Genomic DNA, 25,050 nt, shown 5'->3' on the forward strand with positions numbered 1-25,050 from the left:
TCGTTCGACTTGCATGTGTTAAGCACGCCGCCAGCGTTCATCCTGAGCCAGGATCAAACTCTCCGTCAAAAAAACAGACACAACCACACCCGGTGGAAATAACACCAGACCATGGCTGCACAAAATCTGAAACCAGCTATAAAACCAGACCACCACACACGGGGGTGCGGGCAACCCGGCAATAACCAATCCATAAAAAATCGGTATCAACAAACTTGGCACACTATTGAGTTCTCAAACAACAGACACACCCGGCACCACCCAAACCAAACATTCAGGATCGCTCCGGAGCAACTTTCCAAACTTACCCGATTCCTCACCGCCAGGCAAATCAACGTTTCCGTTGAAAACCTGAAGAAAAGGAGCGGATCCCTGAAGGCACGAAGGCCAGCCGGAATTCCGGCTAAATTCAAGGGAGTTTGGCCGCCTCCGGGTCCCAGCTCTTCGCTGTCCCCCTCTCGGCGACTCAGAAAACATTACACGGGCCGCGGACCCTGCGCAAATCAGCACTGCGCGAGCCCGGTAGACGCGGAATCGCGGGCGAAACCGGCCCATGGGACCCGGCCGGCCGTGCAGCGAAGCCACAAACCACCCTGGTGAAGCCGCTCACATCCACCGGACATGTCCGGCGGAGGCGGCGAAGAATGCGCATAACAGCAATATGTCCAGCCCACGCCTCCACGGAAGCACATGTCCGGTGTGGGGCGGGCGGCATGAAGCGGCGTGGCACGCTTCCGGAACGCAGAAAGGGCCGGCAACCAAACGGTTGCCGGCCCTTTCAGTGCTTCTGGGTTACCAGGAAGACTTGGTGATGCCCGGGAGTTCGCCCTTGTGGGCCATGTCGCGGAAGCGGACACGGGAGATGCCGAACTTCTGGAAGGTACCGCGCGGGCGGCCGTCGATTACGTCGCGGTTGCGGACGCGGATCGGGGAGGCGTTGCGGGGCAGCTTCTGCAGGCCGAGGCGAGCCTCTTCGCGTGCTTCGTCAGTCGCGTTGGGGTCAACCAGGGTCTTCTTGAGTTCGAGACGCTTGGCGGCGTAGCGCTCAACGATGACCTTGCGCTGCTCGTTGCGAGCAATCTTGGACTTCTTAGCCATGTTTAGCGCTCCTCTCGGAATTCGACGTGCTGGCGGATCTTCGGGTCGTACTTCTTCAGGACCAGGCGGTCGGGGTCGTTACGACGGTTCTTGCGCGTCACGTAGGTGTAGCCGGTGCCCGCAGTGGACTTCAGCTTGATGATCGGACGTACGTCCTTGTCCTTCTTTGCCATTAGAGCTTCACCCCACGAGCAAGGATGTCGGCGACGACTGCGTCGATGCCGCGAACGTCGATGGTCTTAATGCCCTTGGCCGACACAGTCAGCGTGACATTGCGGCGCAGGGACGGAACCCAGTAGCGCTTCTTCTGGATGTTCGGGTCGAACCGGCGCTTGTTGCGGCGGTGCGAGTGCGAAATGCTGTGTCCAAAGCCCGGCTCGGCTCCGGTCACCTGGCAGTGTGCTGCCATGTCGACTCTCCTCAAAGTTTGGAAACAACGGCCTGCAGAGTTCCTGCCTGCCGTGCGGTCAGTGACGTCCGGCGCCGGTCCACTATGTTTTCGGTAGTTCCCGCAGCATCACGGACCGGTTGAAAACCAGCACAGGATTTGCCGCTGCGGCGAAGGAGTGGGTCCGGAAACTGGTTCCGGGATACCGGGCGGATGGAGGAACGAAGCAACTTGAGCCCCTAACTACCGGCCACCGGATCTTCCGCCGTTCCCGACAGTCACCGCCAACCGGAGCAATTGCACACGCTCCGCGCCACCTAGCGCCTAATAAGTCTAGGTGCTACGTGAAATTAAGACCAATCCGGTGTATAGGAGCCGGTTCAGGTGAAGCCGCCCACGGCCTGGCAAGCAGGGACGACAATGACGGAAGTCCCCGCTAGAGTCGCGTCAGCTCCGGGTACCTCGGGCTCAGCCCGTCCCCCGACGACGTGCCCTTGACCCGCCGGACCACCCACGGGACGGCATGTTCGCGCATCCATTGGGCGTTGTCCCGGAGGGCGGCAATGGTCCCGGTACGTCCGACGGCGTCGCTCCCGCCCCCAGCCATGCCGTGTTCCGCGGGTGCCAGTCGCTCGTGCTCCAGCACGTCGAGCACCCGGTTCGCCATGTTGATGTGGCCGGCGACGGACATGTGCATCCGGTCCCGGTCCCACATGCGCCAGTCGTGGTACTCGCCGAAGCGCCAGTAATCCACCAGCCTGGCCCCGTGCTTGTCCGCGATTTCCCGGACCAGTTCGTTGTAGATCGCGGTGCGCCCGCGCATGGTGCCGAAGACTTTCGAGCTCCGGGCGTCGAACCCCGTGAACAGCACCACGGCGGCGCCGGAGGCACGCAAGGCGGCCAGGCCGGCGTCGTAATCCTCCATCAGGGAATCGATGTCCACCTTCGGGCGGAAGATGTCGTTGGCCCCTGCGTACAGGGTCACCAGCGTCGGTTGGAGCGCGACGGCGGCCGCCACCTGTTCCGCCATGATCTGCCGGAGCTTCCTGCCGCGGATGGCGAGGTTGGCGTAGCCGAACGAGTCGTCGTCCCGGCCGAGCTGTTCGGCCACCCGGTCCGCCCAGCCGCGGACGCCGTTGGGGCGCGTGGGATCGGGGTCGCCGACACCTTCCGTGAAGGAATCCCCCAAGGCGACATAGCGGTCCGAAAAATCCATGCCGACAGTCTAATCACCGGCGTGCAGGGGCACGGCTCAGCGTTCGCTGCTCATTGTTCGCGCAGGATCCAGTGGTCCGGCTTCAGGCGGGCCACGATCTTCTCGCCGATGCGCGCGAGGTCAGCGACGTCGTCGTCGGTCATGGCGTCCAGCATCAGCTCGCGGACGGATTCCACATGGCCCGGGGCGAGGCCCACGATGGTGTCCATGCCGGCGTCGGTGAGGTGCGCGACGGTGACGCGGGCATCGCCGGGGTGGCCCTCGCGTTCCACCCAGCCGCGCTTCTGTAGCTTGGTGACCACGTGGGACAGCCGCGAAAGAGAGGCGCTGGTGCGGGCGGCCAGCTCGCTCATGGGCAGGAAGCGGCCCTCGGATTCCGAGAGCATCGCCAGCACGTTGTAGTCGAAGAGGGACAGCTTCCCTGCCGCCTGGAGTTTGGTGTCCAGCGCCGCCGGCAGGAGAGTGTTGATGCTCACGAGGGCCAGCCAGGCGCGGCGCTCCTCGGCATTCAGCCAGCGGGGTTCGGTCATGGAACCATCCTAGGCGGGCCCGCTGGGTAGTCTGGTGGCATGTTCATTGTGTCGCTGACGTACAAGGTCCCCGACGAGATCGTCGACTACCACCGCCCCGCCCACATGGCCTGGGTGAAGGAGACCTTCGACGCCGGAATCTTCCTCGCGTCCGGCCGCCGGGTTCCGGCTATCGGCGGTGTGCTGCTGTCCGGCGTGGACCGCGCCACCCTGGACGAAGCCCTGGCCCGCGACCCCTTCTACTCCAACGGCGTGGCCGACTTCGAGATCATCGAGTTTTCCGTGACCTCGGCCGCCGAAGGCTACGAGAACCTGCTCGACTAAGCGCCTGTGCTTACCGGGCCGCTTCGGCTGCCCGCGCCTTCGAGGTGCCCAGTCGTTCCGGGAGGACCGCGGGCATGAGGGCGGGCCAGCGGGCGCCGAGGTGGTCGCCGCTGGAGACGCCGCGGAGGCGGCGGGAGAACCAGGGGGCGACGTCGCGCCTCAGCCAGGCGGCGTCGTCGGCGATCATCCCGGCGCGGCTGCGCTGCAGCGGCGGGGCGAGGACCGGCGTCGGGAGCGCGTGTGCGGCCCCGAGCACCTCGAGGACCTTCACTGTCATGTACTCGTGCCCGGGAGTGGACATGTGCAGCCGGTCGGGTGCCCACATGCGGCGGTCCTGGAAGCGTTCGAAGCACCAGTGGTCCACCAGCAGCGTGCCGTGTTCGCGTGCGATGCGCCGGATGTGCTTGTTGAAGACGGCGGTGCGCAGCTTGAGGGGCTCGAGGACCGGGGACAGCGGCACGTTGTATTCGGTGAACAGCAGCACCCGCGTGCCGGTTCCGGCGATCCTGGCGACGGCGGCCTCGAAGCGGCGGATGAGCGCGCCGAGGTCAAGGCGCGCGGCGAGGAGGTCGTTGCCGCCGGCGTGGAAGCTCACGAGGTTCGGTTCCAAGGCGAGCGCGGTGTCCAGTTGTTCGTCCACGATGCGGCGGAGCCTGCGGCCGCGGACGGCAAGGTTCGCGTAGCGGGTGCGCGGATCGTTCCGGGTCAGCTCTTCGGCCACGCGGTCGGCCCAGCCGCGGCATTCGTTGGGCAGGCGGAGGTCGCGGTCGCCCACGCCTTCGGTGAAGGAATCCCCCACGGCGACGAAACGCAACGGGGCGGTGTTTGTTGTTTCGGGGACCATTACTTCGGGGCTCATGCGGGCTCCTTCGTTGCGGCGTCTTCCATGAGTTTCCGGAGCCCGCCCTTGCGGGGGACCTTCACTGGCTCGGGCCAGCGGGGGCTGAGGGCGTCCCCTAGGGTGACACCGCGCAGCTTCCGCCCGAACAGCGGAACCACCCAGTCGTGGATCCAGCGGCGCTGTTGGCGTTCCCATTCGCGCAGTTTCAGGCGGCGGGGCGGGTCCCAGTCCTTCGGGGAGATCTTGTGGGGCACGCCCAGCTGATCCAGGACCCGTGCGGCCAGGTATTTGTGGCCGGCCTTGGACATGTGCAGCCGGTCAGCGGCCCACATCCGGCGGTCGTGGTAGGCGTCCATGCACCAGTAGTCCACCAGGATGGCATCATATTGGGCGGCGAGTTCGCGCACCCGCTGGTTGTAGAGGGCATTGCGCTTCTTGAAGGGTTCCAGCACGGCGGAAACCTTGACGTCGTAGCCGGTGAAGAGGACCAGGGTGGCGCCGGTTCCGGCGAGGCGGGCCACGAGCTGTTCGTACTCGGCCATGAGCTGGTCCATGTCCGTGCCGAAGTCGAGGATGTCGTTGCCTCCGGCGTAGAGGGTGATGAGGCCCGGCTTGAGGGCGATTGCGTGTTCGAGCTGGTCGTCGACGATCTGCCGGAGCCGTTTGCTGCGCACGGCCAGGTTCGCGTACTCCCAGCCCGGTTCGGCCTTGGCCAGCTTCTCGGCAACCCGGTCGGCCCAGCCCCGGACCCCGTTGGGAAGGTGCTTGTTCCGGTCCCCCACCCCCTCGGTGAAGGAGTCCCCCATGGCGACAAACCGCCGTCGCCCCTCCGAGGAAGAAAGAAACCCACCCACCCCACGCACGCTACCCACCCCAATCAACCGCAAGGGAACAGCGAGCTTAACGGACGGCGTCGGGCGGGGCTGGGCGCTCCTGCAGCATCCTGGAAAGGAGCCATAAGGTCCTCGGGATGGGCAGAAGGATGGCCAGGGCCAGCGCCGGAACCAGGGCGAAGCCGACGTCCGGGAGCTGGCGGACGATCACCGGCAGGTGGGTTTCGAAGTGCGCCGGGGCGTAGCCGAAGCTGAGCCACAGCAGGAACGCATCCAGGGTCAGCGCGGCCCCCGCCAGCAGGAAAATCCTCCGCCGCTGCCGCTTTCCTGTGGAGACCGCCCGGCGCGTTCGGAGGAGGAGGACTAGGGCGTGTCTCCTTAATCCTTGGGTCCTTAGCCGCGATGCTTGATGGGTGTCTCGTACTTCTGTTTTGACTGACGGGCAGTGGGCCCGCATCCAGCCGTTGCTGCCGTCCTCCGCCGGCCGCCGGGGTCGTCCTTTCCGGGACGACCGCCGGGTGGTCGAGGGCATCATCTACCGGTACCGGTGCGGGATTGCCTGGCGGGATGTGCCGGCCGAGTTCGGTCCTTGGCAGACCATCTGGAAGCGCCACCGCCGCTACAGCGGTGACGGAACCTGGGACAGCATCCTGGCGGCACTGCTGACCGTTGCGGATGCCCAAGGAGAAGTGGATTGGTCGGTCTCAGTCGACTCGACGGTGAACCGCGCCCACCAGCACGGCACCAACCTTCCCCGCACCACAGGGGGCCCGCTCGAATTACATGAATCTGTATGCTGAGCCGGACGATCATGCAATTGGGCGGTCCCGCGGTGGACTGAGCACCAAGATTCACGCCCTCGTCGACGGTAAAGGCAGGCCACTGGTACTGCTGGTCGCTCCCGGCCAGGGCGGGGATGCGCCAATGTTCACCCACCTGATGGACCAACTGAAGATTTACCGCACCGGTCCGGGCCGGCCTCGTACCCGCCCGAACCGTGTTCGCGGCGACAAGGCCTACTCGTCCAAAGCGATCCGAACCCACCTTCGCGACCGCGGCATCGTCGCTGTCATCCCGCAACCATCCGATCAGATCGGCCACCGGAAACGACGGGGATCCACCGGCGGCCGGCCGCCCTCCTTCGATAAGGAGGACTACAAAGGTCGCAACGTGGTCGAACGCAACTTCAACACCTTCAAACAGTGGCGAGCCCTGGCAACCCGCTACGACAAACTCGCCCTCACCTACCGCGGCGGAGCGGTCCTGCGAGCAATCAGCATCTGGCTGACAGCTTTAGGAGACACGCCCTAGGGCCAACACGAGGCTCCCCAGCTCGGCGAGAAGAAGCGCCGCAGCGACCACCCAGCCGCTGCGCTGCAGCCAGTCCTCCTGCACGACCGTCGGCGCGGGGTCCTGCCCGTGGAGAATGCGCAGGATGTTGCTGTCCAGCGCTTTGAGCCGTGACGGGGCGGAGGTGTCGTTGGCGTTGATCACCAGCGCAACCCCGAGGCCGGAACTCGGGACCACGGCCGTGTAGGTGTGCGTGTTGCCCCACTCCCCCTGGTGTTCCAGAAGCAAAGGCAGCCGGCTGCCGTCCGGCGTCGTCCCCGCCCCGGCCGGCGCCGCGGCCTCGCTGAGCGGGCGGGTGAACCATCCCATCGCGTACTTCTTGGACCCGTCCACGCTGACCCCTGGCGTACGCATGGCTTCGACGCTTTCGGGGCGGAGGACCTGCCTGTCCGCGTAGCGTCCTCCGCTGGTCACGGCGATCAGTTCGTGGCCCAGGTCTTCCGCCGAGGCATACATCGTGGTGGACGGCATGCCCGTGGTCGGTGCAGGCACCCCCGTCTGGAGCCAGAGAGAACCGAACCACAGCGAGTACCCGCGGGCCAGGCCGTCGGATTCCGCGGAGGCCCGGCTGGTGTGGCTGTGGTCCATGGCCAAGGGACGGAAAATGTGGTCCCGCATGTAGTCCCCGAACGGCTGGCCGCTCACGGTCTGCACGAGGAGGCCCAGGATGTTGAAGTTCGCGTTGGAGTACCCGAATGCTTCTCCCGGCTCGCCCTCGAGCGAGGCTCCGGCCAGATCCCGCACCCCCTGTTCGAGGGCTTCCGGGGCCTGGGTGTCGGAGGCTTCCCAGGCCGTCCCGTCGGCGGAGGACAGCCCGCTCGCTTGGTGGAGCAGGTGCCGGACGGTGATCCGGGAGGCCCGGCTGTCACTCAGCCTGAACCAGGGCAGGTATCTCTGCACCGGCTCGTCCAAGTTGAGCCGCCCGGCCTCGACCTGCTGGAGCACGGCGATCGCCGTCAGGGGTTTGCTTGTCGAGGCCAGGAGGACCGGAGTCTGCGCCGTCATGGGCCTGCCCGACTCGTCGGCCCGGCCGAAGGCGCCCTGATGGACCTGCTTGCCGTCCCTGATGATCACGACGGCGGCCCCCGGAATCCCGAGGGAGTCCAGCTGTTCCTGAAGGTAGTTATCGACTGCTTGGAACGCGGGATCCTCACCGCCGGGCAAGGGCGCCGGAAGGCCAAGGCCGACGAAAAGGCCGACGGCCTGAACCGACGCGAACAACCGAAGAACGTTGAGCATGGCCGCCTCGCCATCCCGGGTACCGTCCTCCCAAGGTACGGCTCGCCCCTCCCAACCACAACGAAAACCGCAAGGGAACAGCGGGGCCGAACTACCGCCGTCGGGCACAGTTAAGCGAGCGGCAGCAAAAGGCGACAGCCAATAGCGGCGCGGCAGGAAAGGCGACAGACAGGCCAGCCGCAGCCGGTGCTTTGCAGGGAGCGCATCGCCGACCAGAGGTGAGCGAAGGTCGCCCAGCGACCGAAGCGAAGCGGCGGGAGGTGTCTAAGCGACTGCAAAGTAGCGGCGAAGGCGAAAGCCAACCGACCGCCGTCGCGCACTAAGCGGCGGAATCGGGGACGAGCGGGCTCAGAGCTCCGCTTTCCCCTTGCGCCAGTACCCCATGAACGCCACCTGCTTCCTGTCGATCCCGACGTCCCGCACCAGGTAGCGGCGCATTTCCTTGATGACTCCGGCCTCGCCGGCGATCCAGGCGTAGAAGGGCAGGGCGCTGGCGGGGAGGTCGGGGTTGCGGGTTGCTTTGATGGAGGCGGTGTCCATGCGCTGCGGGGTTTCCCAGAGGATGTCCTGGTCCACGTTGACGTCTTCGGGTTCGGGGCCGGCGGCGGCTTCGGAGGCGATGCCCACCCAGCCGGGCACGGGGACGGCCTTCCGTACGGCATTCTGCAGGAGTTCGCCGTGCGGACGGGAGCGGCCGATCGAGGCGCCGCGCGCCAGCCAGGTGATTTCGACGTCGGCCGCTGTCTGGAGGTCCTGGAAGTCGCCGGCTTCGGGGACCTCGAGGAAGGCGTGGCCGCTGATCCCGGCGGGGAGGCTTTCGAGGATGGCGCTGATGGCGGGGACGGAGGTCTCGTCTCCGGCGAGGAGGACGCGCTGGGCCAGGCCCGGTCGCCATTCGATGCCGGAGTAGATTTCTGCGGTGACGCAGTGCGCGGCGCGGTTGTTGGGGCCGATGACGGTCAGCGAGTCCCCGGGCTTCGCGTTGAGGGCCCAGTTGGCTGCGGGGCCGCCGTTGCCGTCGGCGTCGAAGTGCATTACGAAGTCGACGTCGATCTCCGGGTAGACGGCGTCGAGGCGTTCGCTGCGGACGGTGTAGGTGCGCATGCTGCCGCGCACCGCCGGGTCCATGGCGAGCCATTCCTGGTACCAGCCGGTGTTGCCCATTTCGAAGGCGGGCGGCGCGACGGTCCGGCCGTCGGCGTCGAGCGAGGGGATCAGCAGCTTGATGCGCAGGTCCAGGGTGTGGCCGGAGACGCCGAAATCGCGCAGGCAGTACCCCCCGAAGGTGACCCGGCGGAAGTTGGGGCCGATTTCCTGGACCGCGGTGACGGTGACGTCGAAGGCCAGGACCATGGGCTCGGTGGCGTAGCTTTTGGCCATCGGTGCGGTTTCCGTGCTCATGAGGCGATCTCCAGTGCGGGTTTGGTGGTTTCGGTGGCCTGCGGGGCCGGGTAGTGGTGGCGGCCGATCGGCACGATCAACGGGGTTCCGGAGACGGGGTCCGGGACCACGCGGGATTCGAGGCCGAATACGGTGCGGACGAGTTCTTCGGTGATGACGTCGATGCCGGTGCCTTCGGCCACCACGGCGCCGTCCTTCATGGCGATGACGTGGTCCGCGTAGCGTGCTGCGAGGTTCAGGTCGTGGAGCACGATCGCCACCGTGGTGCCGCGGCGGCGGTTGAGGTCCGTGACGAGATCCAGGACTTCCACCTGGTGGGCGAGGTCGAGGTAGGTGGTGGGTTCGTCGAGCAGCAGGACCTCGGTTTCCTGGGCCAAGGCCATGGCGATCCACACGCGCTGGCGCTGCCCGCCGGACAGTTCGTCCACGTTGCGGTCCGCCAGCTCCGTGGTGGCGGTCGCGTCGAGGGCGTTCCGCACAGCGAGGTCGTGGGGTGAGGAATCGCCGTGGCTCCAGTTGCGGAAGAAGCCCTGGTGGGGGTAGCGGCCGCGGCCCACGAGGTCGCGCACCGTGATGCCGTCCGGAGCGGTGGGCTGCTGCGGCAGCAGGCCGAGGGTGCGGGCGAGTTCCTTCGCCGGGCGACTGTGGATGTCCTTGCCGTCCAGGGTCACGGCCCCGGCAGCGGGCCTCAGCAGCCGGGAGAGGCCGCGCAGCAGGGTGGATTTGCCGCAGCCGTTGGCGCCCACGATCATGGTCACCTTGCCTTCGGGGATCTCCGTGCGGAGACCTTCGATGACCCGGCGCTGCTCGTACTGCAGTGTCAGGTCCCGGGCGCTGAGACGTGCCATGTCAGGCGTCCTTTCGGTTGGAGGTGGCCAGGAGCCAGAGCAGGAACGGGGCACCCAGGGCGCCGGTGACGACGCCGACCGGCAGCACCGTGGCGTCCAGCAGCAGGGGTGCCAGGTTGTAGGCGAAGTAGTCGGCGGCCAGGACGATCACGGCGCCGGTGAGGGCCGACGCCGGGAGGCTGGGTTTCCCGGTGACGCGGCGGGCGATGGGGCCGGCAAGGAAGGCGACGAAGGAGACAGGGCCGGCTGCCGCCGTCGCGACCGCTGCGAGTGCGACGGCGGTGAGCACCAGGCCGAGCCGCACCGCACCGACGCGGACGCCGAGGCCGGCGGCGGTGTCGTCGCCGAGTTCCAGCAGGCGCAGCGGCTTGGCCAGGGCTGCGGTGAACGGCAGCAGGACGGCGAGGGCGAGCAGCAGCACGCCGATCCGTTCCCAGGTGGCCGGGTTGAGCGAACCGTTGAGCCAGATGAGGGCTTCCGCGGCGGTGCGGATGTCGGCGCGGGTCATGAGGAAGCTCACCAGGGCCCCGAGTGCGGCGGCGATGCCGATGCCAGCGAGGACCAGCCGGTTGCCGGCGGCGTTCCCGTTGCGTCCGCCCGCTCCGCGCAGGCTTCCGCCGCGGGAGATCAGGTAGATGAGCAGGGCGACGGTGAGGGCCCCGAACAGGGCCGCGACAGACACGGCAGCCCCGGAGGCGCCGAAGACCACGATCGCCAGGACGGCGGAGGCGCTGGCTCCGTTGCTGATGCCGATGACGTCCGGGCTGGCGAGCGGGTTGCGGAGCATCGTCTGGAACAGTGCGCCGGACAGCCCGAACGCGACGCCGATCATCAGGCCCATGGTGGCCCGCGGCAGCTTGGTCTCCATGACGATGAAGCTGGCGCCGGGGATTTTCTCGCCGCCCGTGAGGTGGGCGGTGACGATGGTGACGAAGTCCGGGACGGTGACTGTGTAGCTGCCGAGGAGGATGCTCGCCACGAACAGGACGACGACGGCGGCCGCGAGCAGCCAGGTCCGATTAAGCCCCTTTGCTGCGCGCTCTGCGCGAACGTACAGTTGGGGCCCCTTTTCCGCGGTTTTCAGGGCGCCAACTGTACGTTCGGGCTCAACAATGGCGCGCTCAACAGTGCGGCTCACAGGGAGGCCCCCTTGCCGCGGCGGACCAGCCACACGAAGACCGGGGCGCCGAGGATCGCGGTCATGATGCCGGCCGGGACCTCGCCGGGCAGCAGCACCACACGGCCCACGACGTCGGAGGCCAGGAGCAGCGCCGGAGCCAGGACGAGGGAGAAGGGCAGGATCCAGCGGTAGTCCGGGCCGGTGAAGAAACGCACGGCATGCGGGATGACCAGGCCGAGGAAGGCGATGGGGCCGGCGAGGGCCGTGGCCGATCCGCACAACAGCACGACGCCGAGCGCCACGATGCCCCGGGAGAGACCCACCCGCTGGCCGAGTCCGCGGGCGAGGTCGTCGCCGAGGGCCAGGCCGTTGAGGATCCGGCCGCTGAGCAGGACGATCAGCGCGCCGACGGCCAGGAAGGGCAGGGCGGGCAGGATGACGGACCAGTCGCGGCCGGCCACGGAGCCTACCTGCCAGAAACGGAAGCGGTCCAGGGTGTCCTGGCTGGACACCAGCACCACGTTCATCAGCGAGTACAGGCCGGCGCTCAGGGCGGCGCCCGCCAGGGCGAGCTTGACCGGCGTCGCGCCGTCCCTGCCTAGCGAGGCGAGCAGGTAGACGATGGCGGCAGCGGCAGCGGCGCCGACGAAGGCGAACCAGATGTACCCGCTGAGGCCGGTGATGCCGAAAAGGTAGATGCCGCCGACAACGGCGAGCGCCGCCCCCGCGTTGACGCCCATGATGCCGGGGTCGGCAAGGGGGTTGCGGGCCACGCCCTGCATCGCGGCGCCGGCGAGGCCAAGGGCGCCGCCGGCCAGCAGGCCGAGGACGGTGCGCGGGATCCGGGCGTGCACCACGGCGTGGTTGCCGTCCGCGGCGTTGAAATGGACCAAGGCGTCCAAGACGGTGCCGAGCGGGATGGCCCGGGCGCCCACCGCGAGGGAGGCGCCGCAAGCCAGGGCGAGCACGACGACGGCGGCCAGCAGCCAGGCGGGCTGCTTGCCTTTCCGGGCGCGAACCTCCGCGCGAACGTACAGCTGGGGCCCCGTTTTGGCGCTTTTTGGGGCCTCAAGTGTACGTTCGCGCTCCCCGGAGGAGGCCGCCGTCGTGCTTGCTGTCATGGCTGGTGCTACTTGCCGGCGGCGTCGGCTGCGGCTGCGAGCTGGGGAAGGAACTTGTCCAGGGCCCACGGCAGGCTGAGCGGCGAGGCGGCGGAAGTGGCCAGGGTCAAGGTGGTGTCCGGGTCGGCCACCAGGGCGCCCTTCTTCACGGCCGGGATCTGGTTAAGCAGCGGATCCTTGACGATCTGGTCCTTGGCCTTGGCATCCGCAACCCAGGTCAGAAAGACATCGGAGTCCAGCTCGTTGGCCTTCTCGGCGGACCAGGCAGCGAAGAACTCCTTGGAGCCCTTGGACTTCTCCTCCACCACGGGAGCTGCCTTCATGCCGATCTCGGTGAGGAAGCGCGGACGGTTGTCGGCGGCCAGGTAGATGCCCGTGTTCTCGGCGCTGGCCGGATCGAGGTTGCCCCAGATGAAGGTCTTGCCGGCGATCTGCGGGTACTTGGCGGCCTTGTCCTTGATGGTGGCCTCGGTGTCGGCGACCAGTTTCTCGGCTTCGGCGGTCTTGCCGAGGGCCTTGCCGATGACGGTGGTGGCTTCCTGCCACGGGGTGCCGAAGGCGAGCTCCGGCTGGGCCACGACGGGGGCGATCTCGGTGAGCTTCTTGTAGTCGGCCGCTTCGAGGCCGGAGTAGGCGGCCAGGATGACGTCCGGGTTCAGCTTGGCGATCTCGGTGAAGTTGACGCCGTCGGCCTCGGAGAACTGGACCGGTGCCGTGTCGCTGCCGAAGGAGGCGCCGAGCTTCTCGAGGGCGGCGTCCTTCCACGGGGTGGAGCCCTTGCTGTTGTTGCCCCACTCGTTCTTCGGCACACCGACGGGAACCACACCGAGGGCCAGGGCGACGTCGTCGTTCACCCAGGAGATGGTGACGACGCGCTTGGGCTGTTCCTTGATGGTGGTCTCGCCGAAGACGTTCTTGATGGTCACCGGGAACTGGTCGGCGGCGGCCGTGGCCGAGGCGTTCTGGGTGCTGTTGGCCGGGCCCGTGGAGCAGGCGGTCAGGGAAAGCGCGACGGCGGCCAGCGCAGCGGTTGCGCCGCCTGCGGTCTTGAGCAGGGCACGGCGCGGGAGGAGGGAAGCCATGTAAATCCTTAGGTAAGTGATGCAAACCCAAGTAAGGCTAGCCTATCCTTCCGCTGATTACGAAACACTTACGTCACCTAATTCACGGCAGCGGCCGGCGCGCGGTTCGCGCCCCGTGCTTAACCACCAACGCGGGGTCACTTACGGCCCATTACTGCCCCCCCAACATGGGCCGTAACTGACCCCGCGTTGCCAGGAAAGAACGTCAGCGGAAGACGATGTCCACCGGGTTGGCCTCCGAGCGCCACTCTCCCGGCACCGCGGGGCCGCTGATCACCGGGGCCGTGAGCACGCCGGAACGGTTGGTGCGCTTGTCGCGGAGGATCTCCGTGACCGAGCCGAGGTGCCGGGAGAGGTCGATGACGTTCTCCGGGGCCGCCAGCAGCAATTGGAAACCGAACTCGTGCAGCGCCTTGATGCCCGCGCCGGCGAACTCCTCGGAAGCCAGCACAAAGGCCTCGTCCATCATCACCGTGCCGTAGGTGGTGAAGCCCTGTTCGGCGATGCCCAGCTGGTAGCTCAGCGCCGCGGCCATGATGAAAGCGGTGAAGCGCTGCCGTTCTCCGCCGGACATGGAACCGGTATCCGTGTGCATGAAGACTTCCGTCTTCACACCGCCACGCGGGCCCTGCACCTCGCGGTGTTCCTTGCACTGGATGAACAGGTGGCCGCGCACGTCCAGCACCTCTGCCCGCCAGCGGCGGTCTTCCGGCGCCTGCGAACCGAGCCGCTTGACCAGCGTTTCGAGGGACTTGTAGCGGTTGCCGAGTTCGACGTCGTCCTCCGCCGCGCTGCCGCCCGCACCGGCAGGACCGGTGCGGCGGCCGTGCCGGGCCTTGAGCGCGTTCTGGATGGCGTCCTTGAACTGCTTGGCGGTGGCGGGCATGGTCTGCTTGATGTCCAGCTCGAGGTAGCTTCCCTCGTGGAAGTTCACCTCGGACAGGATGCCGTTCAGCGGCAGGATGCGGCTGGTGATGGCGCGCCGTTCCTCGTCCAGCAGGTGCAGCAGGGTGCTGAAGGATTCGTGCGTGCGCTGGTTGAAGAACTGCCGGAACTCGGCTTCCTGCGCCGGCAGGCCCTCACTGACGATCTGGTGGTACCGGGACTCGAACTCACCGGCCGCACCGATCGACGTGCCGTGGTCCGCGGAAATCGCGGTCCCCCAGTCCCGCACGAAGCCTTCGAAGATCCGGCTGAGCCGTTCCGCCAGGGCCTGCCCCCTGGACTCGGCCGCGTGCAGTTCGGCGAGCAGGGAGGTGCGGACCTTGTTGGCCAGGTTGTCCAGCTCGTGCAGTTCGGAGATGTCGCCGAACCCGCTGAACTGCGGTTCCAGCGCCGCCACAGTGGTGTCCGACGGCGGGGCGCCGGCCAGGCGCTGGCGTGCCGCGTCCAGCAGCGAGTCAGCCGTGGTCATCTGCTGGTCCAGGGCCTTGTATTCGCTCTGGAGCACGGCCGCGGCACCTGTGGAGGACTGGTGCTTTTCGCGCACGGCCTCGATGCTGGCGCGCAGGGGTTCGAGGTCCGCCTGCGCCGCCAGGGCGTCCTTGAGGCGCTGTTCGATCCGGGCCAGTTCGTCTTCGGCCACCGCGGCCGAGACCTGTTCCCAGCCGCGTTCGTCCTCGGCCACGCGGCGGAGGGCCTCAAGCTGGCGGGCCATCCCCTGGTGCGAGTCTTCACGGCTCTGGGCCAGCTCGGCCGCCTTGGCCAGCTCGTTCTCCAGTTCCCCGACCTTCGCGGCGAGCAGTTCCTGCTTGGCGGCGTTGTCGAAGCCCAGCACGTAGTCCTGGCGTCCTGTGAAGCGGTCGTCCTTTTCCACGGTGTGCCGGTTCCGCTTGACCACGCCGCCCAGGCTCAGGCCCTTGTCCAGGCCGGCCAGTTCGTCCGGGTCCTCCACGCACGGGTAGGCGAAGTCCACGGCGATCCGCTCGCGGACCCACTCCCCGGCGTCGGCGTTCGCGCCCGAGGTGAGGATGTCCAGCTTGCCCAGCAGATCGCCGTCGGACGCGTCCTCCACAGCCAGCGCGCCGCCGGCGAGCGGCTTGGACACGTCCACCGCGCGGAGGGCGCCGCGGATGCTGTTGTCGTTCAGGAAGCGCGTGACGGCGGCGAAATGCTCGCCCGGGACCAGCAGCGTGGTGGCCAGGCTACGCAGCGCGCGCTCGGCGGCGGGCCGCCACTGTTCCTCCCCCTCGGCGAGGTCGATCAGCTCGCCGCCGAACGGCATGCGCTCTTCCGGGACGCCGGTTGCCGCGGCGATTGCCGCCCGGTTTTCTATGCTCGACGGCGGCAGCAGGGACTTGCTGCTCCGCAGGGAAGCGAGCTCCTGCTGAGCCGCGGCGAGTTCGCGCTTCTTCGTCGCCTGCCCGTCGAAGGCCTCGAAGCGGAGCTCGCGCAGGGATTCGGAATCGTCCTGGAGTTCGGCCGAGCGCGCCGCCGCCTGCTCGTGGGCCTGGTTCCAACCCTCGGCGGTCCACTCCAGGTCCAGGCCGGCGTCGGCGAGCGCCTTCCGGGCCGCGGCCTCCACGTCCTGCCGCAGCTTCAGGCCCAGCCGGGCATTCTCCAGCGACTGCTCGATCGCGGAGATCGCGTTGCCGCCCTGGTTGTTGTAGTCCGATTCGAGCTGCCGCAGCTCCTTGGCGAGGGCATCACGGACCGATCGTTCGGCGCTGAGTTCCTTGGCCTTTTCCTGGGCGAGCTCCTTGAAGCGGGCCAGCGTTTTCGTATGGACTTCGACGGCGAGCTGCTGCTTGAAGGAATCGAATTCCTCGCCGCTGAGCTCCCGCAGCCGGTTCGCCTCAAGCAGCGACTGCGCGTACTCCTTGTTAAGCCCGGGCACCGGCGCCAACTGGTCGCGCTGCTGTCGCACGTCCTCCAAGCGCTGCCGGATGGACATCAGGTTGCTGAATTCCTCAACGACGTCGTCCGCCGCCGCGAGTGTGGCCGGCGGGTCGAGCACCTGGTCCCGGAAGAAGGTGTTGACGCTGCCGCCCAGGCCCTTGCCGGCCTGGATCACGCGCAGCAGGGGCAGGGCCTGGTCCGAGCTGATGCCGAGCAGCCGGCGGAAACGCTCCGCGAAGGCCTTGTGCACGTCGAAGACCTGCGCCTCGGGGAAGATGCCCTCCAGGGCGCCCTTGGTGAAGCGCTTCTCCGCGATGCCCTCGATCAGGGCCAGGTCCAGCGGCTTGTGGTCGATCAGGTAGAAGCGCCCGACGCTGGACTCCGTGCCGTTCTTCGGCAGGTCGAAAAGCGCCGAGACCGTCACCCGGGTGCCCGCGGCGTTGTCGAACGTCAGCGCGACGGCGGACCACGTGGCGCCCGGCCGCTGGAACGCACTGGCCGAGCCGTCGCCCACCGCCTTGTCCCCCACCTTGCCGCGCATGTACGTGAACGTGGTGCGCTTGTCCTCCACGGCCCCGCCGGCCCGCTGCGCCGCCGCCTCGTTCGAGCGCGGACGGGCATCGAAGACCCGCAGCATGGCGTCGAACAGCGTGGACTTGCCCACGCCCGAGTTGCCCGTCAACAGGGTGCCGTTGCGGTCCACGTGCATCGTGTGCGCCCCATGGAAGGTGCCCCAGTTGACCACCTGGACCAGTGCCAGCCGCATCTGGCCGGGGTTCACCTGATCGCCGATCGGAAGCATGCTCGCAATAGTCACTTGGTCTGCTCCCCGGTCGTTGGCGCATCAGTTGTGGTTGCCTCCGCGGTGGATGCCGGCCCCTCCGGGTTGGTTCCTTCAGCCGTGGTTGCGGATGCCTCCGCAGCCGATGCCGCCCCCGCCCCTCCGCCGGACGGCTCTGCTGCAAGCAGCGAGCCGTCCGGCTCCGACAGGCCCGATGCCACTCCCTGGGCGGCACCGGCTGCTGCGGCGGGACGAGTCTCACCTTGGGCGGTTTCCTCCGCGGCATCGGCGTCCTCGCCCCCAAGGTTCGCGCCGTCGTCGTCTGTTTCTGCCAGTTCGAGCAGCGGCTCGGTGCCGGTTTCGTCGGATCCTGCCGCTACCAGGGCTTCGATTTGGGCGGGGATGTCGCCGATGTTTTCGAAGGGGAGGGCCAGCGGGAGGGCCTGGGAGATGGAGTAGGTGTCGTCGATGCCGGTGGCCAGGAGGAGTTGGCGGGCCAGGAGCTTGGTGATGGTGCGGTTGACGACGTCGGCGTCGCGGAGTGCGTCCTGCTGGCCGGCCGGCTGGTAGTGGGCCACGAGTTCGGAGATTTCCTCGCGGGTAATGGTGGGTTCGGTCTGGGCCGTGGCGTGCCGGTCCAGCAGGAGGCGCAGGCGCAGCAGCACGATGGTTTCCACGCGGCTCAGGGCGCGCTGCTGGCGCAGGATGCTGGAGCGGGCACCGCCGCCGATCACCTCGGGGTCCACCGGGCGGAGCACCGCGATCTTGCGTTCGTGGTCCAGTTGCAGGCTCAGGAACAGTTCGGAGAGGCGGCTGCGCAGGATCTGTTGGTTGTCGAGCAGGGTGGTCCAGAGCTTCTCGTCGCGGCCGCCGTCGACATACGGCCCCTTCAGCAGCCGCACCAAAGCCTGCCGCAGTTTCATGGGCAGCACGCCGGTGTCGCCCGGGAACAGCGCGGCGCCGTCCACGAAGGTATCGCGCGGCGTCACACGGAACGGGTCGGAGTGAACATGTCCGTCGGTGGTGGGGGCGTCAGTCATCGGAATCCTTGTCGGCGGTGAGTGTCACGAGCGGCAGGTACGCGGTGCGGGTGCTGCCGTCGATCTGTTCGAAGTCGATGTTTTCCCAGCCTTCGGCCCCGAACGCCGCTCCGCTGTGCAGGGCGTGCGAGAGCAGGGCGCGGACGGTGTTGATGTGCCGCTCGTCCCCGGGCAGGTTCTCCCACGCCTCCGCCAAGGTGGCCGCTCCCACGGCAGCCGCGCGGACGACGTCGGGCCTCGCCTTCGCGGAACGCGGGGACCGCACGCGGTCCGCATCGCTGAAGGCGATCGGCTCGGCGAGTTTGGGCGGCGCCGCGAACTCGTCCGGGTCGAAGAGCTTGACCATGGCCAGCGATTCGAAGGCCGCGTTGTACAGCACGGGGGCGCGGACCAGGCCCGGCCGGTCGCGTTCGTACGGCATGGAGCGGATGGCCTGCTCGGCCTCCCGCAGGACGTGCCGCAGCCGCACGGACTGGCGGATGTCGTCGCTCTGGATGTAGGCGTTGAGGCTTTCGGAGAGCTTGCCGTAGATCCGCTGGATCTGGCTGTGCTGGGCGCGGAGCTCGGCCACGAGGTTCCGGAGGGTTTCGCGGTCCTCGTGGCTGAGCTCGTCCGCGAACTGCCGGCCCAGCACCTCGCCGATCGCCGAACGGAAACGCAGCTGCTGCTGCGGATCCTCAAGGAATGCCGTGAAGGAGCGGAAGGTCCTGCCTTCGGGGCTCTGCCGCAGCCGCTTGTCCGCTTCCAGGACCTGGGCCATGGTGGCCCCTTTGCTGAGCGACTCTTCGATGATCTGGTTGCGCAGCTCGCCCACCAGTTCCTCGATGCGGTCGCGCATCTTCTTGTAGTCGGCGGGCAGGCTCGCGGCCAGGTCCAGGATGTTGCCGGCGGCTTCGACGGCTTCCTCGTCGTCCAGCAGGCCGTCGAAGTCTCCGGAGCTGATGTCCTCGATCAGCTGCTGGCGCTCCTGGATCTCGTCTTCCAGGGCTTCCAGCCTGGCGCTCTGGTCCGGGTTGGTTTCGTTGGCGAGCTTCTCGACGTCGCCCAGCAGCGTCCCGAGGCGGGAACCATTCAGGGTGGAGCGTTCGCTGGAGAGGCTGTCCAGGAAGGCCAGCACGCGGGCCGCGGCTTCGGTGACTTCATAGACGATCTGCCCCGACTGGTTCCGGCGGGTGAGGAACTGCTTGCGCGTCCATTCGTCGCCGAACGCCTTGCCGTTCGCCGAACCGCCCAGCCCCGGCTCCTGGCGGCGGAGCTGCTCAAGGAAAGCGTCGACGTCGGCGTGGAACTCTTCGAGCGGAAGCTGCGGCCGGGCGCGGGTGAACGATGCCTGTAGCACCGCGATCACCCAGGGCGCCGAGCGGGTCAGGGCCCAGGCCGGGCCTTTGGTGAGGAGCTCCAGGTCCCGGAGCCGGGCACCGATGGCATCTGCCGAGGACATCGCCGAGCGGGACACACACTCTCCTTCAGCTGCCGCGGTACGTCATGGCAGCGGAAATTCCGGAAACTGCCCGTTCAAGGTTAACGCAGGGTGGCCGCTACCGTCGGTACCGGCCCCTCGGACCGGCCCCTCCGCCCGGCGTCGGCGGGCTGTCCGCAACCGAGCCGTGACCTTGCTTCCCCGGACGATTTCGATCACGCAACAACTCCGTGTCGCGTCCGCGACCTGCTGGCCGGAAACCCCAGGCCGCTCTTACTCTCGGAACACCGGCCTTCCCGGACTGCACCACACCCTGTTCTCGGCACCACCCGCCACTCCCGGCACACCAGTTCTCAGGCACACCAGCTTTCAGGCACATCAGTCCAAAGGGGGACCAATGAACCTCGATTTCACGGCTCTGGACACGTCCATCTACGTCTTCATCGGCACGCTGCTGATCGGGCTCGCCCTGGCCGCCTTCCTGGCGGTGGCGGCGCTGGCAACCCTTGCCCTGGCAGGGATCGGCCAGTTCCTCTGGTTCCTGCTGCGGAGCACCCTGGGCGCCCTGGTCGACGGAATCAACTTCGCCTGGGAACGCCTGGTCCACCACGCCGGACAGGTGGAGCTGCCGGCGGAATTCCAGACCGCGCCCGTCTCCCTATTGCCTCAGGCCAACACGTCCCATTGACCGCCGCCGGACGCAGCCCTACGGCAGCCCCTGTGCTGCCCAGGGGAAGTGCCCGTTACCGCCAGGTTTCTGCGCCCTCGGCAATTCGGTCCACGAAATCGAGGATCGCCGGGTGAGCGGGGTTGATGAGGTGTCCGCCCGGGACCAGCACTGTGCGGGTCAGAGGCAAAGCGCCCGAGAGTCGGGAGTTGACCAAGCGGCAGGCCTCCGGCGAGTCCTCCGCTGACACTATGAGGGTTGGCTTGAGGATCCCGGCAAATTCGTCCTCGTCCAACTCCAGAGCGTCCTCGCTAAGGTCCATGTGATGGCCTTTGAGTTCGGCCAATACGGCGTCGCTGGTTGCCGCGAACATCTGCTGGAGTTCTTCAGGGAGCATCTGCCAGCTCGCATCCCCGAGAGCCTCCCGGATGACAGTCTCCGCAAGGAGCCCGGGCTTGTCGGCACAGCGTTCGAGCACCCTGAGGCGGAGGCTGCGGGCCCACACGTCCGCATCCGGATCGACGGTGAACAAGGCGGGCTCCAACAGGACCAGCGCCGTCACTTTGTCGGGGAAACGGCGGGCAAGTTCGACCGCGACGAGACCGCCGGTACTGCGGCCGATCACAATCGCGGGCCCCGCGTGCAGAGCGGCTAGGACGCCCGCGGCGTCGTCGACGTGGTCCACCAAGTCCAAGGTCGTAAACGGCACGTCCGGGGCACTACGGTAGAAACCCCTCCGGTCGTAGATGATGCACCGGCCGTGAAGGGCCAGTTCCTTGGCTGCCTCCGCCCACATCAGAGCCGAACTGGGCGTCCCATGCAGGCCCAGGATGGGGATCCCCTCGCCTTGTTCCTCATAGTAGAGATCCACGCCATTGACGCTGAGTCGGGGCATACCCCAAGCGTAGATCCAGCGCCGGGGCAGAGGAATGGCATGATGCCGAGCAAGAGTTTCGGCGCAACAAAGGTCGGGGGATTTTCGTGGGTCGCCGCGTCTCTGGCACGACTAGCTACCCGCGGGTAGCATTGAGGGACAGCTGAAGGGTTCACCACCCGAGGCGGACCGCTCAGCTTCCAACTGCAGGCACTACGCAGCCTGCGCGGCCAGAGGAGTCCTGCCATGACGTCCGCCACCGAAAACCCCACGGCCGGAAGCTCCACCGCTGCCAGTTCCGACGTCACGGCAGCCGAAGCGCGCGCCGTCGCCGAGGCAGCCAGGGAACAGGACTGGTCCCGCCCCAGCTTCGCCAAGGGTCTCTACCTCGGTAATTTCGACCTCGGGCTGATCCACCCGTGGCCCCAGGCCCGGGCGGACGACGTCGAACGCGGCGAGGCGTTCATGGCGGAACTGCGGAGATACTGCGAGACCATGGACGGCCGCGCCATCGAACGCGACTCCCGCATCCCGGACAACTACCTTGCCGGGCTGGCGGAACTGGGCGTCTTCGGGATGAAGATCCCGCGCGAATACGGCGGCCTCGGCCTGTCACTCGTCTACTATGGGCGGGCGCTGGCGCTGCTGGGCTCGGTCCACCCCAGCCTGGGCGCCCTGATCTCGGCCCACCAGTCCATCGGCGTCCCCGAACCGGTCAAGGAATTCGGCACCGCCGAACAGAAGCAGGAGTACCTGCCGCGCTGCGCCGCGGGCGCCATCACGGCGTTCCTCCTGACCGAGCCCGACGTCGGCAGCGACCCCGCCCGGATGGGCTGCACCGCTGTTCCGGCGGACGACGGCGGCTCCTACCTTTTGGACGGCGTGAAACTGTGGACCACCAACGGGGTGATCGCCGAACTCGTGGTGGTCATGGCCAAGGTCCCGCCCTACACGGCCCCCGATAGCAGTGAGCACAAGGGCGGAATCACCGCCTTCGTGGTGGAAATGAGCTCCCCCGGCATCACGGTGGAGAACCGCAACGCCTTCATGGGCCTGCATGGTATCGAAAACGGCGTCACCCGCTTCCACCAGGTCCGGGTCCCGGCCGGGAACCGGCTGGGCAAGGAAGGCCTTGGCCTAAAGATTGCCCTGACCACACTCAACACCGGCCGGCTTTCCATCCCCGGGCTGTGCGTGGCCGCCGGCAAATGGTCCCTCAAGATCGCCCGCGAATGGTCCAACGCCCGCACCCAGTGGGGCCGGCCCGTCGGCAAGCACGAGGCCGTGGGCAAGAAGATCGCCTTCATCGCCGCCACCACCTTCGCGCTGGAAGCAGTCTTCGAGCTGTGCGCCGAAATGGCCGACGCCGGGCAGAAGGACATCCGGATCGAAGCCGCCCTGGCCAAGCTCTGGTCCACGGAACTGAGCTGCCAGATCGCCGACGAACTGGTGCAGATCCGCGGCGGCCGCGGCTTCGAAACCGCCGATTCCCTGGAGGCCCGCGGGGAACGCGCCGTCGCCGCCGAACAACTCTTCCGCGACCTGCGCATCAACCGGATCTTCGAGGGCTCCTCGGAAATCATGCGCCTGCTGATCGCCCGGGAAGCCGTGGACGCGCACCTCGCGGCAGCGGGCGACCTCGCCTCAGCAGACGCAAGCCTGCAGGACAAGGCGCGGGCCGCCGTCGGCGCCACCGGATTCTACGCACGCTGGCTGCCCAAGCTGGTGGCCGGCGCCGGCATGGACCCGCGCTCCTACGGCGAGTTCGGCCGGCTCGCCCGGCACCTGCGCTACGTGGAGCGGGCCTCCCGGAAGCTTGCCCGGCAGACCTTCTACGGCATGGGCCGCTGGCAGGCCGGGCTGGAGCACAAGCAGGCGTTCCTGGGCAGGGTGGTGGACATCGGCGCGGAGCTGTTCGCCATGGCCGCCAGCTGTTCGCGGGCCGAGGCGTTGCTGCGCAGCACCCCGGAGCACGGCGCCGCGGCGTTTGAACTCGCCGACGCCTACTGCGAGCAGGCCCGGCTGCGGGTGGACGCGTCCTTCGAGCAGCTCTGGAAGAACACCGACGACGCCGACCATGCGGTATCCCTTAGGGTCCTCGCCGGGGATTACGCCTGGCTGGAGGCAGGGATCCTCGATTCCTCGGAGGGCACCGGCCCGTGGATCGCGGACGCCACGCCCGGACCGTCGGCCCGGGAGAACCTCCACCGGAAGTACCGGTAGCCGAACTGCTTGAGTGCTCATTTGTGGCGGGAATTTCGCCGAAAATCCCACCACAAATGAGCACTCAACGGCTTCTAGGAGACTGTCCCGTCGAGGTAGTACCAGCGGCGGTCCACTCGCAGGAAGCGGCTCCTTTCGCGCTGCACCCCGCGTTCGCCGTCGTGCGAAAAATGGGCCGCGAACTCGACCGTCCCCTCCGAGTCCAGCGGGCCGCCGCGGGAGGTTCCGGTGATGTCCAGGCGGCGCCACTTCGTGTCCGGGTCGAGGTCCAGGACGGCCGGCCGGGTGTCCGGGTGCCAGGTGCGCAACAGATAATCGGGGTCCAGCACCACGAAGGCGCTGTAGCGGGAACGCATAAGCTGCTCCGCCGTCGGCGCCTCGGCCTCGCCGCGGTGGAAGATGCCGCAGCATTGCTCGTACTGTTCGCCGGACAAGCAGAGGCAGGCGCCGTTGCGGAGCCTGGTTAGGTCGAGCGGCATGGTTCCTCCGGGACGAGATAACAGCTTCGCTACAACCCGGGGGCCGCGCGCGGCGGCCGGGTGATTCCGGCCGGATTCAATCGTAGGCTAGGAACCGTGCCCGGCATCCGGCACGGGTCGAAAACTCCGGCGCGGGGAGGTTACGTGGAAGATCCGACAACGCTCGCACTCAACATGACCTTTTTCGGGACCCTTGGTTTGGCCTTCCTGATGTTCATCGGCCTGGCCGTGTGCATGGCGGTCACACTGGTGCTGGCAGGGCTTGCGCGGCTGCTGTCAATCATTGTGCTCGCGATGGTGGGGATCTTCCCGAAGAACGACGCCGACCATGTGGTCCGTCTCCCGCGCGGCTATGCCGAGCCCGAGGAGACCGAGGAAGCGGATGCCTCTGCGGAACCGGGTGCTCCTGCGGAAGCGGCGACGGCGGATGGCGGCGACGCGCCCGCCGGTGAGACGCCCGCCGCCGGCACCGCCCGGCGCGGGATCCCGTGGAAGACGCTGTTCTCGCCGAAGGACTGGCCGACTCCGGCCCAGCTCCGGGCCAGGACAGCCGCCGCCGTCGAGACCCAGGCGAAGCACCACCCGCTCCTGCTCGCCGTGACCCCCGAACCGCCGACCCTCAATGCCGAGTGGGCTGCCGCCGTCGCCGAAGCCGACGCCCGCGAGGAAGCGCGTGAAGAGGCCCGTGAAGAGACGTCGGCCGGTTCCCGCTGAGGCGTCAGGCCGCTTCGGTCAGGCGGCGGAAGGACGCGCCATGGTAGATCAGGGGCCGGGCGTCGTGGTTGATCTCCGTGGACTTCACCTCAAGCACCACGATCGCGTGGTCGCCGGCCGGGGTCTCGGACACAATCTCGCATTCCAGAGACAGCACCGCCCCGTCAATGGTGACCGCTCCGCCGTCGCTGGTTGAGGTGGCAACCCCGGCGAAACGCTCGCCCTTGCGTGAGGACAGCTGCAGGCACACGGCTTCCTGGCCTTCGGCCAGCACCGAGACGCCAAGGCGCGGCGCCCTGCGGAGCTTCGGCCAGGTGGTGGAGGAGTTCTGCACGGCGAACATCACCAGCGGCGGCTCCAGGGAAACACCCACGGTGAAGCTCGACGCCACCAGCACCTCGGGGGCGAAACCGACCATGGCGCTGAACGCGGCCACCCCGGACGGGAATTGAGCAAACGCCTGCTTGATCGAAGCTGTTCCGTCCACTGTCGCCTGGGTCATGCCGTTCGTCCTCTCTCCGTGTTTCTGCGCCTTCCTTTTCAACTAATTCACTGGATCCGGCAATGGGCAATATTTGTGTAATTGCGTGTCCGCGCGCCGATTCACGTTTCGTCACGATGCC

The 25,050-nt window shown here is 67.6% G+C and carries 24 protein-coding genes, 1 rRNA gene and 1 pseudogene; 5 read left to right on the forward strand and 21 right to left on the reverse strand.

Going from position 1 to position 25,050, the window contains the following annotated elements; translation table 11 throughout:
- The 6 genes from D3654_RS00045 to D3654_RS00070 all read right to left on the reverse strand — a co-directional run.
- Positions 1 to 69, reverse strand: a 16S ribosomal RNA gene (locus tag D3654_RS00045); the annotation flags it as partial.
- A gap of 723 nt (positions 70 to 792) precedes the next feature.
- Positions 793 to 1,098 (reverse strand): 30S ribosomal protein S14, encoded by a 306-nt coding sequence (gene rpsN / locus D3654_RS00050; protein WP_070348674.1) that lies wholly within the window; start codon positions 1,096 to 1,098, stop codon positions 793 to 795.
- A 2-nt stretch (positions 1,099 to 1,100) separates the two neighbouring features.
- Positions 1,101 to 1,271, reverse strand: coding sequence for a 50S ribosomal protein L33 (rpmG, locus tag D3654_RS00055; RefSeq protein WP_070348673.1), 171 nt, complete (start codon positions 1,269 to 1,271; stop codon positions 1,101 to 1,103).
- A complete protein-coding gene (gene rpmB, locus D3654_RS00060) occupies positions 1,271 to 1,507 on the reverse strand; it encodes a 50S ribosomal protein L28 (RefSeq protein WP_070348672.1) in 237 nt (78 codons plus the stop codon). Before rpmB ends, rpmG begins: the two co-directional genes overlap by 1 nt.
- A gap of 415 nt (positions 1,508 to 1,922) precedes the next feature.
- Positions 1,923 to 2,702 carry an SGNH/GDSL hydrolase family protein gene (locus tag D3654_RS00065; protein ID WP_120519514.1) on the reverse strand — a complete coding sequence of 260 codons (780 nt, stop codon included), beginning with the start codon at positions 2,700 to 2,702 and terminating at the stop codon, positions 1,923 to 1,925.
- Positions 2,703 to 2,752: 50 nt separating this feature from the next.
- Complete coding sequence (locus D3654_RS00070) at positions 2,753 to 3,232, reverse strand: MarR family winged helix-turn-helix transcriptional regulator (RefSeq protein WP_120519515.1); 480 nt, start codon at positions 3,230 to 3,232, stop codon at positions 2,753 to 2,755.
- 39 nt (positions 3,233 to 3,271) lie between these two features.
- Here D3654_RS00070 and D3654_RS00075 point away from each other — a divergent pair, with 39 nt between their 5' ends.
- Complete coding sequence (locus tag D3654_RS00075; RefSeq protein WP_074591180.1) at positions 3,272 to 3,556, forward strand: YciI family protein; 285 nt, start codon at positions 3,272 to 3,274, stop codon at positions 3,554 to 3,556.
- A gap of 10 nt (positions 3,557 to 3,566) precedes the next feature.
- On the opposite strand, the gene D3654_RS00080 is transcribed toward D3654_RS00075, so the two are convergent.
- From D3654_RS00080 to D3654_RS20335, 3 genes are all read right to left on the reverse strand, one after another.
- Positions 3,567 to 4,415 (reverse strand): SGNH/GDSL hydrolase family protein, encoded by an 849-nt coding sequence (locus D3654_RS00080; RefSeq protein ID WP_245413011.1) that lies wholly within the window; start codon positions 4,413 to 4,415, stop codon positions 3,567 to 3,569.
- Positions 4,412 to 5,203, reverse strand: coding sequence for an SGNH/GDSL hydrolase family protein (locus tag D3654_RS00085; protein WP_120519517.1), 792 nt, complete (start codon positions 5,201 to 5,203; stop codon positions 4,412 to 4,414). Before D3654_RS00085 ends, D3654_RS00080 begins: the two co-directional genes overlap by 4 nt.
- 94 nt (positions 5,204 to 5,297) lie before the next feature.
- Positions 5,298 to 5,441 carry a hypothetical protein gene (locus D3654_RS20335; protein ID WP_162943575.1) on the reverse strand — a complete coding sequence of 48 codons (144 nt, stop codon included), beginning with the start codon at positions 5,439 to 5,441 and terminating at the stop codon, positions 5,298 to 5,300.
- A gap of 202 nt (positions 5,442 to 5,643) precedes the next feature.
- Between D3654_RS20335 and D3654_RS00095 the strand changes: the two genes are divergently transcribed.
- A protein-coding gene (locus tag D3654_RS00095) for an IS5 family transposase (RefSeq protein ID WP_205571687.1) occupies positions 5,644 to 6,541 on the forward strand; the annotation gives its coding sequence in 2 pieces (ribosomal slippage) (positions 5,644 to 5,994 and positions 5,996 to 6,541; 897 coding nt in all).
- On the opposite strand, the gene D3654_RS00100 is transcribed toward D3654_RS00095, so the two are convergent.
- The 9 genes and pseudogenes from D3654_RS00100 to D3654_RS00140 all read right to left on the reverse strand — a co-directional run bounded on the left by D3654_RS00100 (position 6,524) and on the right by D3654_RS00140 (position 19,506).
- Positions 6,524 to 7,819 (reverse strand): serine hydrolase domain-containing protein, encoded by a 1,296-nt coding sequence (locus D3654_RS00100; RefSeq protein ID WP_120519519.1) that lies wholly within the window; start codon positions 7,817 to 7,819, stop codon positions 6,524 to 6,526. The two genes, D3654_RS00095 and D3654_RS00100, sit on opposite strands and share 18 nt — an antisense overlap.
- A gap of 348 nt (positions 7,820 to 8,167) precedes the next feature.
- The gene (locus D3654_RS00105; RefSeq protein WP_120519520.1) at positions 8,168 to 9,220 is read right to left on the reverse strand and encodes a siderophore-interacting protein; all 1,053 of its coding nucleotides are present in this window, start codon (positions 9,218 to 9,220) and stop codon (positions 8,168 to 8,170) included.
- A complete protein-coding gene (locus tag D3654_RS00110) occupies positions 9,217 to 10,068 on the reverse strand; it encodes an ABC transporter ATP-binding protein (RefSeq protein ID WP_120519521.1) in 852 nt (283 codons plus the stop codon). The genes D3654_RS00105 and D3654_RS00110 overlap by 4 nt, the downstream gene beginning before the upstream one ends.
- Position 10,069: 1 nt before the next feature.
- Positions 10,070 to 11,125: a FecCD family ABC transporter permease gene (locus tag D3654_RS00115; protein WP_425359378.1), complete on the reverse strand. Its 1,056-nt coding sequence runs from the start codon at positions 11,123 to 11,125 to the stop codon at positions 10,070 to 10,072.
- A 77-nt stretch (positions 11,126 to 11,202) separates the two neighbouring features.
- Positions 11,203 to 12,309, reverse strand: coding sequence for a FecCD family ABC transporter permease (locus D3654_RS00120; protein ID WP_120519522.1), 1,107 nt, complete (start codon positions 12,307 to 12,309; stop codon positions 11,203 to 11,205).
- Positions 12,310 to 12,317: 8 nt separating this feature from the next.
- Positions 12,318 to 13,391 (reverse strand): iron-siderophore ABC transporter substrate-binding protein, encoded by a 1,074-nt coding sequence (locus D3654_RS00125; protein WP_120519523.1) that lies wholly within the window; start codon positions 13,389 to 13,391, stop codon positions 12,318 to 12,320.
- A gap of 205 nt (positions 13,392 to 13,596) precedes the next feature.
- The gene (locus tag D3654_RS00130) at positions 13,597 to 17,046 is read right to left on the reverse strand and encodes an ATP-binding protein (protein WP_120519524.1); all 3,450 of its coding nucleotides are present in this window, start codon (positions 17,044 to 17,046) and stop codon (positions 13,597 to 13,599) included.
- Between the two features lie 292 nt (positions 17,047 to 17,338).
- Positions 17,339 to 18,050: pseudogene (locus D3654_RS00135) on the reverse strand (DUF4194 domain-containing protein); the annotation flags it as partial.
- A complete protein-coding gene (locus tag D3654_RS00140; RefSeq protein ID WP_120519525.1) occupies positions 18,043 to 19,506 on the reverse strand; it encodes a DUF3375 family protein in 1,464 nt (487 codons plus the stop codon). The gene D3654_RS00140 and the pseudogene D3654_RS00135, both read right to left, overlap by 8 nt.
- Before the next feature lie 361 nt (positions 19,507 to 19,867).
- On the opposite strand from D3654_RS00140, the gene D3654_RS00145 reads away from it, so the two are divergent.
- Entirely contained in the window at positions 19,868 to 20,158 is a 291-nt protein-coding gene (locus D3654_RS00145; RefSeq protein ID WP_120519526.1) for a hypothetical protein, read from the forward strand.
- A 55-nt stretch (positions 20,159 to 20,213) separates the two neighbouring features.
- On the opposite strand, the gene D3654_RS00150 is transcribed toward D3654_RS00145, so the two are convergent.
- A complete protein-coding gene (locus tag D3654_RS00150; RefSeq protein ID WP_120519527.1) occupies positions 20,214 to 21,032 on the reverse strand; it encodes an alpha/beta fold hydrolase in 819 nt (272 codons plus the stop codon).
- Between the two features lie 225 nt (positions 21,033 to 21,257).
- On the opposite strand from D3654_RS00150, the gene D3654_RS00155 reads away from it, so the two are divergent.
- Positions 21,258 to 23,234 (forward strand): acyl-CoA dehydrogenase family protein, encoded by a 1,977-nt coding sequence (locus tag D3654_RS00155; RefSeq protein WP_120519528.1) that lies wholly within the window; start codon positions 21,258 to 21,260, stop codon positions 23,232 to 23,234.
- A gap of 74 nt (positions 23,235 to 23,308) precedes the next feature.
- Here the strand turns inward: D3654_RS00155 and D3654_RS00160 are convergent, their stop codons facing one another.
- A complete protein-coding gene (locus D3654_RS00160) occupies positions 23,309 to 23,713 on the reverse strand; it encodes a YchJ family protein (protein WP_120519529.1) in 405 nt (134 codons plus the stop codon).
- A gap of 174 nt (positions 23,714 to 23,887) precedes the next feature.
- Between D3654_RS00160 and D3654_RS00165 the strand changes: the two genes are divergently transcribed.
- Positions 23,888 to 24,427, forward strand: coding sequence for a hypothetical protein (locus D3654_RS00165; RefSeq protein ID WP_120519530.1), 540 nt, complete (start codon positions 23,888 to 23,890; stop codon positions 24,425 to 24,427).
- A gap of 4 nt (positions 24,428 to 24,431) precedes the next feature.
- Here D3654_RS00165 and D3654_RS00170 read toward each other — a convergent pair whose 3' ends face one another.
- Positions 24,432 to 24,929: a flavin reductase family protein gene (locus D3654_RS00170; protein WP_120519531.1), complete on the reverse strand. Its 498-nt coding sequence runs from the start codon at positions 24,927 to 24,929 to the stop codon at positions 24,432 to 24,434.
- Positions 24,930 to 25,050: the final 121 nt, after the last annotated feature.

It is taken from the genome of Arthrobacter celericrescens (assembly GCF_003614925.1).
GTDB lineage: Bacteria > Actinomycetota > Actinomycetes > Actinomycetales > Micrococcaceae > Arthrobacter > Arthrobacter celericrescens.

Coding starts and splice junctions, on each gene's coding strand:
- rpsN (WP_070348674.1), bottom strand. CDS start 1,098: ATGGCTAAGAAGTCCAAGATTGCTCGCAACGAGCAGCGCAAGGTCATC.
- rpmG (WP_070348673.1), bottom strand. CDS start 1,271: ATGGCAAAGAAGGACAAGGACGTACGTCCGATCATCAAGCTGAAGTCC.
- rpmB (WP_070348672.1), bottom strand. CDS start 1,507: ATGGCAGCACACTGCCAGGTGACCGGAGCCGAGCCGGGCTTTGGACAC.
- D3654_RS00065 (WP_120519514.1), bottom strand. CDS start 2,702: ATGGATTTTTCGGACCGCTATGTCGCCTTGGGGGATTCCTTCACGGAA.
- D3654_RS00070 (WP_120519515.1), bottom strand. CDS start 3,232: ATGACCGAACCCCGCTGGCTGAATGCCGAGGAGCGCCGCGCCTGGCTG.
- D3654_RS00075 (WP_074591180.1), top strand. CDS start 3,272: ATGTTCATTGTGTCGCTGACGTACAAGGTCCCCGACGAGATCGTCGAC.
- D3654_RS00080 (WP_245413011.1), bottom strand. CDS start 4,415: ATGAGCCCCGAAGTAATGGTCCCCGAAACAACAAACACCGCCCCGTTG.
- D3654_RS00085 (WP_120519517.1), bottom strand. CDS start 5,203: ATGGGGGACTCCTTCACCGAGGGGGTGGGGGACCGGAACAAGCACCTT.
- D3654_RS00100 (WP_120519519.1), bottom strand. CDS start 7,819: ATGCTCAACGTTCTTCGGTTGTTCGCGTCGGTTCAGGCCGTCGGCCTT.
- D3654_RS00105 (WP_120519520.1), bottom strand. CDS start 9,220: ATGAGCACGGAAACCGCACCGATGGCCAAAAGCTACGCCACCGAGCCC.
- D3654_RS00110 (WP_120519521.1), bottom strand. CDS start 10,068: ATGGCACGTCTCAGCGCCCGGGACCTGACACTGCAGTACGAGCAGCGC.
- D3654_RS00120 (WP_120519522.1), bottom strand. CDS start 12,309: ATGACAGCAAGCACGACGGCGGCCTCCTCCGGGGAGCGCGAACGTACA.
- D3654_RS00125 (WP_120519523.1), bottom strand. CDS start 13,391: ATGGCTTCCCTCCTCCCGCGCCGTGCCCTGCTCAAGACCGCAGGCGGC.
- D3654_RS00145 (WP_120519526.1), top strand. CDS start 19,868: ATGAACCTCGATTTCACGGCTCTGGACACGTCCATCTACGTCTTCATC.
- D3654_RS00150 (WP_120519527.1), bottom strand. CDS start 21,032: ATGCCCCGACTCAGCGTCAATGGCGTGGATCTCTACTATGAGGAACAA.
- D3654_RS00155 (WP_120519528.1), top strand. CDS start 21,258: ATGACGTCCGCCACCGAAAACCCCACGGCCGGAAGCTCCACCGCTGCC.
- D3654_RS00160 (WP_120519529.1), bottom strand. CDS start 23,713: ATGCCGCTCGACCTAACCAGGCTCCGCAACGGCGCCTGCCTCTGCTTG.
- D3654_RS00165 (WP_120519530.1), top strand. CDS start 23,888: ATGACCTTTTTCGGGACCCTTGGTTTGGCCTTCCTGATGTTCATCGGC.
- D3654_RS00170 (WP_120519531.1), bottom strand. CDS start 24,929: ATGACCCAGGCGACAGTGGACGGAACAGCTTCGATCAAGCAGGCGTTT.